This is a genomic window from Planctellipticum variicoloris (genome assembly GCF_030622045.1).
GTDB lineage: Bacteria > Planctomycetota > Planctomycetia > Planctomycetales > Planctomycetaceae > Planctellipticum > Planctellipticum variicoloris.
Genome location: NZ_CP130886.1, coordinates 217506 through 229729, shown reverse-complemented (window position 1 = coordinate 229729; position 12224 = coordinate 217506). Strand labels below are relative to the sequence as shown.

Genomic DNA, 12224 nt, shown 5'->3' with positions numbered 1-12224 from the left:
CCGCGTCCTCCGCGTCTCCGCGGTGAATCCTTCTTCTCTTACTTCGCAGGCGCAACCAGCAGGCCCAGAATCGCCTGCGCATACAGCCGGTGGCCACAGTCGTTCGGGTGGTTGAGACCGTTGCCGGTCAGGTCGAGATGCAGCTTCGAATGGTCGAGCAGCATCCAGAGCGAAGTCAGGTCCGCCAGCGCCACCCCGGGGCCGGTCAGCGATTTCAGCGCGTCGCGGTACTTGGGAAACATCTCGTTCGGGACGTGAATCCACTCTCGATTCCCCGTCATCGAAGCCACCAGAATTACCTCAATCGCGGGGTCGGCTTCGCGAGCGCGTTTCAGAAACTCCGCAACCTGACTGCGGAACCATTCCGGGTCCCGCCGGCCGACGTCGTTCATCCCGTACGCCAGAATGATCAGGTGCGGCTTCTCGGCCAGCAGGTTGTCGAGATCCTTCAGTCCGTGGGCGATGCTCCAGCCAGCGATAGCCCGGTTCTTGAGCGTGATCGGCGAGCCGTACGTCGCCTGCAACTGGGCTGCCACCAGGTCGGGATAGGGCGCCATGTGAGGCTCGCCGTCCGTGAAGCCGGTGGCGTTATAGCCCTGAGTAATACTGTCTCCGCTGACGCCGATCGTCACCGGCTCCTTCGCCCGCAGGCGGGCCAGCGTCTTCGGCAGCGCCTCCGCCGCGAACTTCGGCGCCTCGATCGGCCACCCGGTCGACTTCCGCCGGTACGTGATTTCCACCTGCCGGTCATGAAACCAGTGCCCCTGCCAGAACAGCATGTTCTGCTCAGGATGCCCCACCCGGTGCTTGTAGCTGTTTGGCGCGCCGGCGGGGGGATAGAGATCGTCGCTCGTCAGAAACGGAACCTTCGACTCGGACGTGAAGACCAGCGTTTTGCCGTCCCCGGCAAGCGTGACATCCTTGCCGAGCTCGTACGTCCGCGCACCGTTGGCGTCTTTGATCGAGAGAATCTCCGTCGCCGGAAACGCCAGCCGCCCCGTGATCGGGCCGTCCTTCTCCGCCTGCATCGGCAGCGTGCTGTCGCCGTAAATGACCGGCGACGACCACCACGGTTCGAGCAGGTGCAGGCTCGGGAGGCTCCGGATCACCGCTTCGCGGGGCGGAATCGTACTCGCGTCATCGGCGACCGCCGCCCCCGCAAACGCAACCGCCGCCACCCCCCAGAACACCGCCAGCCGTTGTCGCATCGCCATCCCCGTCTCCGCCCCTGTAGTGACTCACGTTCTCAGCCAGCCGCCCCGGCCGGGAACATGCTCGCCGAAACTGGGCGGGGACGCCACCCCCGCATCGGACAGCGAGAATTGCCCGACACTCCGGCGCTTGAAATCACGGGTGGCTTGAGGGCCACCCGTGCCACCCAGACATCACCGATAGTGAGTCGGGCTGGTCGGGCGGTGGTTCCAGGATCTACAATTCTCCGGCGAGGAAACGTGTCCCGGTTCACTCACGTTTCGGAGAGCAACAGACATGCGGATCTGGCGTTTCGCGCGAAGGTTGTCTCAGATCCTGACGACCGTAGCGGCGGCCTCGTTCTGTTCGCTCGGGGTCGGCGAAGAACCACGGGCCGGCGAATCGGCTGCCGAAGTTGTCCCCGCTCCTCCCGCCGGTAAGACGGATGTCCTGACCATGAAGACCCTTGGCGGCCGGCTGTTCTGGGGAGACGTGGAGTTCTTCCGCGGGTGGCGGATTCAGCAGAACGTCTTCAGCAAACACTTCCGCCTGCTGGACGAAGCCGATCATCGGCACGCCTCCGGAACGCTCGAAGAGTGCCAGGCCCGACTGGCGGAGATCCGCAAGGAACGGAATCTCCCCCCCATGCAGGGCCGGGGGGTGATTCTGATCCACGGCATCACCCGCTCGTCGAAGTCCATGAAGGCCCTCGCGAAGGCGATCGAGGCCGAGGGCCTGACCGCTATCCCCTTCGACTACCCCAGCACGCAGGTCCCCGTCCCCGAATCGGCGGAGTACCTGCATCGAGTGATCTCCAGTCTCGAAGGCCTCGAACGGATCGACTTCGTCGTCCACAGCATGGGGGGCCTGATCGTCCGCTCGTACCTGACGGCGCATGATGATCCGCGCCTCGGTCGGCTGACGATGCTCGGCGTCCCGAATCGCGGCGCGGAGATGGCCGACCTCCTGCAACGGAACTTCCTGTTCCGCGCCGTCCTGGGGCCCGCCGGCCAGCAACTCGTCAGCCATCCGGAAGGACTGATTTCCAGTCTCCCGATTCCCCGGCTGGAGTTCGCCGTGATCGCCGGCGCCCGCGGCACCCCCGACGGTTGGAACCCCTTGATCCCGGGCGATGACGACGGAACGGTGACCGTCGCCAGCACTCGGCTCCCTGGCGCCGCCGATTTCCTGACAGTCCCGGCCCTGCACACGTTCATGCTCTCGAACCCGGCGGCCGTTGAGGCCAGCGTCCGGTTTCTGACCACCGGCCGACTCCGAGCTGACCAACCGGCTCAACCAATCGTTGCCGCCGAACCCGAGGCCGCCGCCGCGACGAAGCCGTAACTCTCCCGATCGGCGTGCATGCTTCGCACGTCTTCTGTAACCTGCTCGGAGAGTTCTTCAGGCCTCTTCGCCAGGAACAGGTGGTCGGCATGCTCGGGCTGGTGGCGTGGTTCTCGTTCTGCGCTCTGATCATCGTCGTCGCCGGTACGTTTATGGCGCGGAGCGCCGATCGCATTGCCGAAGTGACGGGCATCGGTCGTACCCTCGTCGGTCTCGTCTTGCTCGCGGCCGGAACGAGCCTCCCCGAACTGATGGTCGGCTGGACCGCGGTCCGGATGGGGTCGCCCGATCTGACGCTGGGCGATCTGCTCGGCAGCTCGCTGATGAATCTGCTCATCCTCGCCGTGCTCGACCTCTTTACGAGATCGCAGGCCCGGATGCTCTCCTCGCGCGCCGCCGTGCATGCCTTGTCCGCCGGCGGAACCATCGTCCTCAAAACGATCGTCCTGCTGGCCATCCTGCTCGGCAGTCAGTCCACGTTTCTCCGCCTGGGTCCCGGCGCCTGGGCCATCGGAATCACCTACCTCCTTTGCTTCCGCCTGATTGTTCTCGACCAGCAGGTCGGGCGGAACGAAGCCGCGGTTGCGGCCGAAGCGGAAGACACTCCCCCCGGCATGACGCTCGGACAGGCGGTGCTCGTCTATCTGGCCTGCGCCGGAGCGATCGTCTTCGCGGCGCCACAGCTCGCTCACACCGCAGATCACCTCACCGAACTGACCGGTCTGGGGAAGACGTTTTTCGGGGCGGTGTTCATCGCGGGGGTGACGTCGCTGCCGGAAGCCACGGCCACATTGGCCGCCCTCCGCCTCGGCGCTCCCGATCTCGCGATCGGCAATATCCTGGGGAGCAACTCGTTCAACATGCTGATTCTGGCGTTCATCGATTTCGCCGATCCCGGCGCATTGCTCGGCTCGGTGGGGCCAATCCACGCCATCACCGCAACGGCGGGAATTCTGGTGACGGCCGTAGTCATGCTGGGTCTGCTCAGCCGGGCCGAGAAGCGCTACTGGCTGATCGAGCCGGACGCCGTGACGGTGATCCTGCTGATCGTCGGCTCGCTGTACCTGGTCTACCTGAAGGGACTGGCCTGACGGTCAGAGTTGCGTTGCGTCCGCATCTGGCGTCTGATGGCGGCACGCTCAGGAGCCACCGCCATGCCCCCATCGCCGCTGCAGGTTCAGTCCATCGACCACGTCACGATCGTCGTCCGCGATCTCGCCGCCACCCGCCGATTCTACGTCGACCTGCTCGGGATGCGGGAAGTCCCGCGTCCCCCCTTCAGCTTTGCCGGGCAATGGTTTCAGGCCGGGGCAACGCAGATCCATACAATCCTGGAGTTCTCCGGCTCCGGTCCGGCCGGGACAGGCGCAGGCCAGAACACCCGCGGACATCACTTCGCCTTCCTGGTGCCGGACGCGGCAGAGGCTGCCCGACTGCTGGTCGAGCGCGGGGTCGAGCTGGTTTCTCTGCCAAAATTTCGCCCGGATGGTGCGGTGCAGATGTTCGTTCACGACCCCGACGGGCACCTGGTCGAACTCTCGTCCCCTCCCGGCACGTCCGTTGAATCCGGTCCGGCCTGACCGCCCGGCCAAAACTTTCCCGTTCCCCGCCGGAAGCCGACTGGCACGGGGGCGGGAACGTCCCGTATACTTCCGGACGTCAAACGGCTGTTCTGCGTCCCCTCTGTTCCGCGAGATCTTTCAGCATGGCCTCGTCGTCGCTGCCGAAAAACCTGGTCATGGGCTCGTTCGCAGTTGCCGGTCTCGTCGCTGTTGCGGCGATTCTGGATATGCTCATCCAGATTCCGTTCGCCGGGCAGATGACGTTCGACATCCTGTTCCTGGTCGCCGCCGGCATCGTCGGCTACCTGGCGTACGACGCGTACAAAGATATGGCCTGAGACATCGTTGAGCGATGAGGGTTGAGCGTCGATGAAGATGCTCCCCGATCCAGGTGGCACCGACATTCCTGTCTGTGTTCGTCGCTGAGTCCGACTACACGTCCAGGTCGTCCACCAGCGTCGCTTCGCTCATGATAATCCGGTAGCGCTCGCTGGCATCCTTCCCCAGCAACTGCTGAAACGTCTGGTCGGCTTCCACCAGACTCTCGACATCGACCCGCAGCAGCGTCCGCGTCTTCGGATCGAGCGTCGTTTCCTTGAGCTGCTCGGCGTTCATCTCGCCCAGTCCTTTGAACCGGCTGATCTCGTACTTCCGATTCGCCGCCAGTTCCGCCAGGACCTCTTCTTTCTCCGCATCGTCCTGCGCGTAGACAGTCTTCGTTCCGATCTGAATCCGGTACAGCGGCGGCTGCGCCAGGTACAGCTTGCCACCCGTGATCAGGTCGCGCATATGTCGGAAGAAGAACGTGAGCAGCAGCGTGCTGATGTGGTAACCGTCGCTGTCGGCGTCCATCAGCAGAATGATCCGGTCGTACCGCAGTCGGTGAATGTCGAAATTCGGCCCGATGCCGGTCCCGAGCGTCTCCGCCAGATCCTTGACTTCCTGGTTCTCCAGGATCTTCCCCGTCGACAGCGACTCCGTATTCAGAATCTTGCCGCGCAGCGGCAACACGGCCTGAATGCGGCTGTCGCGCCCCATCGCCGCAGTTCCGCCGGCGGAGAGCCCTTCGACGATGAACAGCTCCGACTCTGCGGGGTCGCTCGAACGGCAGTCGAGGAGCTTGCCCGGCAGGTTGTTTTTCCGCTGCGTCGGCGACTTCCGGCGGACGTCTTTAGCGGCCTCCCGACTCGCTTCCCGCGCCCGCGCCGCCAGCACGATTCGCCCGACGACGGCGTCGGCGATCGAGGGATTCGAGTTCAGCCAGGTCTCCAGAGCCGGCCGGACCAGTCCTTCGACCGCGCTGGTCATCTCCGGGTTGTTGAGCTTCTCTTTCGTCTGCCCCTGGAACATCGGATCGCTGAGGAAGATGGAGAGGATCCCGGTGACACCCTCGCGGATGTCGTCGTTCTGGATCGTCACCCCCTTGATCTTGATGTCGTGGACGTCGATGTAATTCCGCACCGCCTTGCCGATCGCCGCCCGGAAGCCTGACTCGTGAGTGCCGCCGCCGTGCGTCCGGATGCCGTTGACGTAGCTGCGAAGCTGCTCGTCAGTCGATTCGGTCCAGCGGAGCACGACTTCAATCTTGGCGGCTCCGTCGTCGCGCGAGATCGAAAACGCCTGGTCGTGAATGGGCTTTTTCTCGCCCTCCTTGATCACTTTTTCGAGGTACGCCGCAATCCCCTCCGGATGGCAATACTCGACCGTCTCCTTCCGCGCCTCATCCACAAAGCTGATCTTCAGCCCGCCGTGGATATACGAAATATCCTCCAGGTGCTGACGGATCGTGTCGGGATGAAACTGCGTCTTGCTGAAAATCTCGTCGTCGGGGCGGAAGAAGATCGTCGTTCCGTGACCGCGGAACGGTTTCACTTTCTTGAGGGGCGTCGTCGCCTTGCCGCGCTTGTACCGCTGGCTCCATTCGTGGCCGTCGCGATGAATGGTCGCTTCGAGTTCGATCGACAATGCGTTGACGACCGAGGAGCCGACGCCGTGCAGTCCGCCGCTGCGCGCGTAGACCTTGTTCGAAAACTTTCCGCCCGAGTGGAGCGTGGTGAGGATCGTCTCCAGCGCCGGCTTTTTCGACTTGGAATGGATGTCGACGGGAATGCCTCGGCCGTCGTCGCTGACCGTCATCGACTTTCCGTCGCGATGCAGGACGACTTTGATTTCCTTCGCGGCCCCGGCGAGGAACTCGTCGACGCAGTTGTCGACGATCTCCCATAGCAGGTGATGCAGCCCGCGGACATCGGTTCCGCCGATGTACATCGAAGGCCGCTTCCGGACGGCCTCCAGGCCCTCCATGATCTCAATTTCGTCGGCGGTATAACGGGCGGGAGTGGCGGTTGACATATCTGTTTGCGACCTGTTCATTCGCGAGAATCATGCGTGCATCAGCCCCTCCGGGGCTGAAGACCACTGCCGATTCCCTATTCCTTCTGCGCCTCAATCGCCGCCCAGTCCACCAGCGGAATCGGATCCCGGACGATCTCGGTCACCGCGCTGCGCGTGACCGCCCGATCCCCCTTCCCTCCCCGGCTGACCGGAGCATACTTCTGCTGACCGCAGACCAGGACTTTGTCTCCGTCGGTCTTGATCCGCAGGCAGTCGCTCGGCCGCGTGACCAGTTGCTGTCCCAGAACTTCGTCCTGAGCGTCGAGCTTGATTCCCCGCACGCCCCGGCCTGCACCGGACAGCACCGGGACTTCTTCCAGTAGGTAGTGAATCACCCGTCCCATCCGCGTCGCCAGAAAGACGCTCGTCGCCTCGCGGACCAGTTCGATCCCCACGACCCGGTCGCCGTCGCCCAGCCGACAGAACTTCCGACCGCTCTTCGTCGACGCCGTGCGATACGGCCCCAGCGGGATCTGCGTCGTCTGCCCCTGCGCCGTAACGATCGACAGGTACGGCGTGGCGGGCGCCTCGCCGGAGGCCTCTCCGTCTTCGGGCGTGAACCGCGGGTCGGTCGAAACCGCGGCGATGATGCTGACTCCGTCCGCCAGCTTGACGTGCTTCGAGAGCGGCTCGCCATAGCCCGACGAAACGGGAATCTGATCGATGCCGAGCGTGTAGGCCACCCCGTCGCTGGCGAAGAAGACGACCGAGTCCACCGTGCTGCCCGGGAGTACGTCCAGGACGGCGTCACCTTCGCGGACGCGCGTCGTCTCGACGCTCTGCAGCCGTCCCACGCGCTTGACCCACCCGTCGCGCGTCAGCACCACATTGGTGTTCTCGCGGACGATGTAGGCGGAAGCGTCGAACTCGGCAACCTCTTCCGACGACCCCAGCGAGGTCCGTCGTTTATCGCCGAACTGGGCGGCGACCTCTTCCAGTTCGGTCTGCACGACGCCCCAGAGCTTCTTCTCCGAGGCCAGAATCTTGCGGATTTTGTCCGCCTCCTTCCGCTTCTCCGCCAGCTCTTCCAGGATCGTGTTGATCTCAAGCTGCGAGATCCGGTAGAGCTGCAGTTCCAGGATCGCCATCGTCTGCTCTTCGTCGAGCGGGAAGGCCTTCATGAGCTTGTCGGCGGCGTCCCGTTTGCCGGTGCTGTTGCGGATGATCTTCAGCGCCTTGTCGAGGTCGTTGAAGATGATCGCGAAGCCTTCGAGGATGTGAATCCTCCGTTCGAGCTGCCGCAACTGAAACTCGAACCGCCGACGGACCGTCGCCAGGCGGAACGTCAGGAAGTGCTGCAGCATCTCGACCAGGTTCAGCCGGGCCGGGACCAGTTGGCCCGAGTCGCTGGGCACCAGACTCGTCGCGTTGTAATTGAAATTCAGCTCCAGCGACGTGTGCTTGAAGAGATAGGCCATCACGACTTCGGGATCGGATCCGGGCTTCAACTCCAGCACGATCCTCAAGCCATGCTTGTCGTCCGTCTCGTCGGCGACGTTCAGGAGCTGCGGCAGCTTGCGGTTGGCCACAACGGCCCCGATCTCCTGCACGAGCGGTCCCGATTCGACCGTGTAGGGGATCGAGTAGATCACCAGCCGGTCTTCCGCCGTTCCCTTGCGGTCCCGGTCCGGCTTCCATTCTCCGCGGACCTTGATCGCCCCCCGCCCTTCCTCGTAGATCCCGCGCAGTTCCTTGCGATCGGTGATGATCCGCCCGCCCAGGGGAAAGTCGGGCCCCTTGATGAACTTCAGCAAGTCCTTCGTCTCGACGCCGTCGTTGTTGATCAGGTGGACGCAGGCGGCGACGACTTCCCCCAGGTTGTGGGGCGGCATATTGGTGGCCATCCCCACCGCGATGCCGGTCGTCCCATTGACCAGCAGGTGCGGCACGCGCGTCGGCAGGACCGTCGGTTCCGTCCGGCTACCGTCATAGGTCGGGCGATAGTCGACCGTCTCCATCCGCAGCTCCTGCAGGAGCTGCTCGGAGAACGCGGTCAGTTTGGCTTCGGTATACCGATAAGCCGCCGCCGGGAGCCCCATGATCGAACCGAAGTTCCCTTGCCCGTCCACTAGCGGATAGCGGAACGTAAAGTCCTGCGCCATGCGGACGAGCGTGTCGTAGATCGCGGAATCGCCGTGCGGGTGGAACGCACCCATCGTGTCGCCCACGATCTTGGCGCACTTGCGGGGTTTCGCGTCGGCGAGAAGACGGTCCTCGTACATCGAGAACAAAATTCGCCGCTGGACGGGCTTCAGGCCGTCGCGCACGTCGGGGAGCGCCCGCGATGTGATGACCGACATCGCGTAGTTGAGATACCGCCGTCGGGTTTCCTGACTCAGCGGCACATAGTCGATGCGGTCGCCGCCGTCCGCGTTCGTCGATCCGGAATTCCCGGGAGAAGAGATCCGTCTGGCCAAAGGACTGGCTCCGGCGTCCGTGAAAAATGGGAAGAGTATTCCGACCCCGCCGACCTTTCGGACAGCGGGTGCGGAGAATTTGACGTCTGTTCACCCGGATCGACCCGCCGCGCGGCAAACCGCGTCGAGTTTGACGCCTGGCAAGGTCTTTCCGTGCGTATCAGATACACCGGTTACGGAGATTTTGCAATCGCACCTAAGCCGTTACATTCCAATTACTTGTAAAAAGCCGATCATGTGGACTGTCGGTCGTGAAATGACTCATCGGAAGCCAGCACAACAACCGAATCTCTGAGTACCAAATCGTCGGGCCAGAATCACGGCGGATCAGGCCCCGCGAACCAGCGCGATGAATCGCGGAATCCCGGCGTCAGAGAACCGGCGGACCATGGAGGGCAGGACATGTCTCGGGCATTGAATTGGACCAGGTCGTTGGCCGTGTTGCTGCCAACCATCATGCTGCACGCGGTGCACGCGCAGGACGACTACGCTTCCCAGTTCCAGGGAGGCGTCGAATCCGCTTACGCCAGCGCCCCTGCGGAACCGGATTACGGCGACTATCGCGCCATTCCGGCCCGCCGGGCTGCGATGACGGGAGCTCCCGCGGCCGCACCGGCGACGCAGGCCCCTGCAGCCGGTCCCGCGATGCCAGTCGCCCAGGACGGTTACGTCTACCTGGGAGCCCCCCTCTATCCGTCGCCCAAGCCGACGACGCCCTACTGGACCGGCGGGGCCATGATCACCAACCAGGCTTTCGCCCCGCACGAAATGCTCTATCCGCACACCTACCGGGCCATCTATCCCCCCTACTACCACCGGGTGAAGGGGAGTTGGCTCTGGACTCCATTCGGCGTCCGGTCGCACGAACGCTGGGAACTGCAGGGGACGCAGGTGCAGGTCAAGTACCGCTCCAAGCATCCCGCCTTCCCGCCGTTCTTCCCCGGCGTCAGCCACTGATCCCAGACCCCGGCCAACCGGTTGCGACCCCTGACGAATCGTTTGCTCAAACTGCATCAAACTGAAACTCCGCCGTCAGAATCGGCGACTCGCTCATAAGGACAGGAATCATGACGACCTGGGCCGGAACACTGAAGGGACTGGCGTGCGCCGCCGGGCTGACGCTGCTGGTAGTCGGTCAGTCGGCGATGGCGGACGAAGCGGAAGGCGTTGTGCGGGTGCGGAAGCCCGCGAGCAGCGCCGTGCAGCCGGCGAGTTTCGCCGACGCCGTTGAAGAAACGGTCGAAGTCGCCCGCGACCGCATGGAACAGGGGACCCGTCGCGTCGACGCCCGCCTCGCCAGCATGCACGGCGAACCCGTGCCATCCTCCGGCGAGTACGTGGTCTACGAAGACGGCTACAACTGCCGGCCCGAGTTCGGCAACGGCGGTTTCCGCGCCCATTGCGCCGACAAGTGCTACAACTTCAAGCAGTACATGCGCTGCAAGTTCGGCTACTTCTACCCGACCGGCAATGGCGGCACCGGCATTCCGATCGCCGGCCACTACGCCCGCGTCTATCCGGAAAACGTCAACTACTTCGATGGCCGCGACGGACAGGTCTACGGCGCCGAAGGCTACGGCACTCCGATCGGCGTCCCCCTGGCCCCCGTCGTCGGACACACCTACAACTACGGCTGGGGCGTCCCTTCCAGCCGCCTGACGCCGGTCTCCCGCCCGATGGCGCCGACCAGCGGACCGTACGGCTACGACGTGCCCTACCGCTACTAGGCGTCAGACATCGTCAGGCAGGCTCCATCCTCTCACGTCTCACACCCGGCCGCGACGGCCGAACCCACAAGGAAGCGGGACATGTTCCATCAACGCAATTGGCTGGGTGCGCTTTCCCTGGCCGGACTGATCTCCGCCGGCGCTCCGCTGGCGGCTCAGAGCCCGACAGAAGGCATCGCCCGGGTCTCGGACAAAGCCCCGGCCGCAACGGCTTCCACATCGAGCGACGGCGGCTACATCGAGGGAGACTGCCCGACCTGCCGGACGCACGGACGCCACGGCTGCAAACACGGGCTGTTCTGCGATCACTACTGCTCGCACTCGCCCGACCACGGATACTCGATTCCGCAGAAGTATCCCATTCACCGTCGCGGCGTGCAGTACCAGACCATGTTTCCGAACCAGTGGTACGGCATGCCCGGCTCGGGGTTCCAGGCCGCGCCGATGGTCTATATGCCGACCGACACGACGCAGTTGGGCTACTACTACCAGCACGCCCCGTCCTGGCAGCCCGATCCCAGCCGCCTGCCGGCCAAACCGATTCCCGCGCAGTGGCACTACCTCGCCGGCACGGCCTACGCCTCACAGTGGCGCGACGGCCCGGCGACCTGCCTGCACGGCCTCCGCGGCAACTGCCCGCACTGCATGTACGGCGGCGAAGTGATCACCACCCCGGCTCCGACGAACGGCGCCCCCAGCCCGACGCCGCTGCCGTCGAATGAAACCCCGCCGTCGCCGGTTCCGCCGAGCGATTCGGTCCGAAGCGACACGATCCGCCGTGCGGGTTTCTAACCCGGTCCGCCGAAGCAAAACACGCAGACGCCCGGTCGAGCAATCGCTTGACCGGGCGTCTCTTTCGTACTTGGTCAGTTGTCAGTTGGAAAAACCCCCGAGAACAATCTCTCCTTCTCTTTGCAACCCACTACCCACTACCCACTTCTTCAATCCCCATGCTTCTGTCGCAGGCGGGCGGACGTGCGGAGCATGAGCTGGATTCGCTCGAACTGATCCAGCCACTCCTGCACGACGATTCCGAAGTCTGCCTGCTCGGGCAGCACCAGCCCCGTCGGGCACGCCGCCCCCTGCTGCTCAGCGGCGATCTGCCGGTAACGGGACAGCGTCCGGTCGCCGAACCTCCCGCAGGGCGCTCCATCCTCGGCGAGAAACAGCACCGCTGGCACCCGCCGACCGCCGCACGTTTGCAGTTCGTCCGACAAATCCGGATGATCGTCCCGGTCGAAGTACCGGATCTGAATCCGGTCCGTTGCCGCCGCGAAGTGGTCCAGAATCGGGCACTGATTGATGCAGTCCCCGCACCAGGCGCCGGCCGAGACCAGCACCAGTATCTCCCGTCGGAACGACTCCAGCACCAGCCGCTGCTCGACCGTCAGTTGCACCAGGTCATGCACCAGATCCCACCGCCGATGATGCTCGGGCGAAGCATACTTGTGCAGGAAGTCGCGGTAGCCCAGGCCGTGAGGCCATTTGTCGAGGAAGATCAAAAGAGAAAGCCTTTCGTCGATGGTTGATGGTTGATCGTCGATGGTTCAAAGAATCGTTGTTCCGTTGCCTTGCCATCAACGATCAAC

Annotated in this window: 11 protein-coding genes; 7 read left to right on the top strand and 4 right to left on the bottom strand. The window is 64.0% G+C overall.

The genetic code is table 11. The features are described 5' to 3' along the window. Window positions 1–38: 38 nt before the first annotated feature. Window positions 39–1214 carry an SGNH/GDSL hydrolase family protein gene (locus tag SH412_RS00885; protein WP_336521616.1) on the bottom strand — a complete coding sequence of 392 codons (1176 nt, stop codon included), beginning with the start codon at window positions 1212–1214 and terminating at the stop codon, window positions 39–41. A 274-nt stretch (window positions 1215–1488) separates the two neighbouring features. Here SH412_RS00885 and SH412_RS00880 point away from each other — a divergent pair, with 274 nt between their 5' ends. The 4 genes from SH412_RS00880 to SH412_RS00865 all read left to right on the top strand — a co-directional run bounded on the left by SH412_RS00880 (window position 1489) and on the right by SH412_RS00865 (window position 4435). Beyond that, window positions 1489–2535: an alpha/beta hydrolase gene (locus SH412_RS00880; protein ID WP_336521615.1), complete on the top strand. Its 1047-nt coding sequence runs from the start codon at window positions 1489–1491 to the stop codon at window positions 2533–2535. Window positions 2536–2549: 14 nt separating this feature from the next. Next, window positions 2550–3626 (top strand): sodium:calcium antiporter, encoded by a 1077-nt coding sequence (locus SH412_RS00875; protein ID WP_336521614.1) that lies wholly within the window; start codon window positions 2550–2552, stop codon window positions 3624–3626. Window positions 3627–3689: 63 nt separating this feature from the next. Beyond that, complete coding sequence (locus tag SH412_RS00870; protein ID WP_336521613.1) at window positions 3690–4115, top strand: VOC family protein; 426 nt, start codon at window positions 3690–3692, stop codon at window positions 4113–4115. 125 nt (window positions 4116–4240) lie between these two features. Beyond that, window positions 4241–4435, top strand: coding sequence for a hypothetical protein (locus tag SH412_RS00865; RefSeq protein WP_336521612.1), 195 nt, complete (start codon window positions 4241–4243; stop codon window positions 4433–4435). Window positions 4436–4529: 94 nt separating this feature from the next. On the opposite strand, the gene SH412_RS00860 is transcribed toward SH412_RS00865, so the two are convergent. Then, window positions 4530–6449 carry a DNA gyrase/topoisomerase IV subunit B gene (locus SH412_RS00860; protein ID WP_336521611.1) on the bottom strand — a complete coding sequence of 640 codons (1920 nt, stop codon included), beginning with the start codon at window positions 6447–6449 and terminating at the stop codon, window positions 4530–4532. Between the two features lie 77 nt (window positions 6450–6526). Next, window positions 6527–8908, bottom strand: coding sequence for a DNA topoisomerase IV subunit A (locus tag SH412_RS00855; RefSeq protein ID WP_336521610.1), 2382 nt, complete (start codon window positions 8906–8908; stop codon window positions 6527–6529). 438 nt (window positions 8909–9346) lie between these two features. Between SH412_RS00855 and SH412_RS00850 the strand changes: the two genes are divergently transcribed. From SH412_RS00850 to SH412_RS00840, 3 genes are all read left to right on the top strand, one after another. Next, window positions 9347–9865 carry a hypothetical protein gene (locus tag SH412_RS00850; RefSeq protein WP_336521609.1) on the top strand — a complete coding sequence of 173 codons (519 nt, stop codon included), beginning with the start codon at window positions 9347–9349 and terminating at the stop codon, window positions 9863–9865. A gap of 110 nt (window positions 9866–9975) precedes the next feature. Next, window positions 9976–10635: a hypothetical protein gene (locus SH412_RS00845; protein ID WP_336521608.1), complete on the top strand. Its 660-nt coding sequence runs from the start codon at window positions 9976–9978 to the stop codon at window positions 10633–10635. 81 nt (window positions 10636–10716) lie between these two features. Further along, window positions 10717–11427 (top strand): hypothetical protein, encoded by a 711-nt coding sequence (locus SH412_RS00840; protein ID WP_336521607.1) that lies wholly within the window; start codon window positions 10717–10719, stop codon window positions 11425–11427. Between the two features lie 149 nt (window positions 11428–11576). Here the strand turns inward: SH412_RS00840 and SH412_RS00835 are convergent, their stop codons facing one another. Next, on the bottom strand, window positions 11577–12137 hold the full coding sequence (locus SH412_RS00835; protein WP_336521606.1) for a thioredoxin family protein: 561 nt from the start codon (window positions 12135–12137) through the stop codon (window positions 11577–11579). Window positions 12138–12224: the final 87 nt, after the last annotated feature.

What these genes read in the sequence shown, in the direction of transcription:
- SH412_RS00885 (WP_336521616.1), bottom strand. Translation starts at nt 1,214, where the DNA reads ATGGCGATGCGACAACGGCTGGCGGTGTTCTGGGGGGTGGCGGCGGTT.
- SH412_RS00880 (WP_336521615.1), top strand. Translation starts at nt 1,489, where the DNA reads ATGCGGATCTGGCGTTTCGCGCGAAGGTTGTCTCAGATCCTGACGACC.
- SH412_RS00870 (WP_336521613.1), top strand. Translation starts at nt 3,690, where the DNA reads ATGCCCCCATCGCCGCTGCAGGTTCAGTCCATCGACCACGTCACGATC.
- SH412_RS00865 (WP_336521612.1), top strand. Translation starts at nt 4,241, where the DNA reads ATGGCCTCGTCGTCGCTGCCGAAAAACCTGGTCATGGGCTCGTTCGCA.
- SH412_RS00860 (WP_336521611.1), bottom strand. Translation starts at nt 6,449, where the DNA reads ATGTCAACCGCCACTCCCGCCCGTTATACCGCCGACGAAATTGAGATC.
- SH412_RS00845 (WP_336521608.1), top strand. Translation starts at nt 9,976, where the DNA reads ATGACGACCTGGGCCGGAACACTGAAGGGACTGGCGTGCGCCGCCGGG.
- SH412_RS00840 (WP_336521607.1), top strand. Translation starts at nt 10,717, where the DNA reads ATGTTCCATCAACGCAATTGGCTGGGTGCGCTTTCCCTGGCCGGACTG.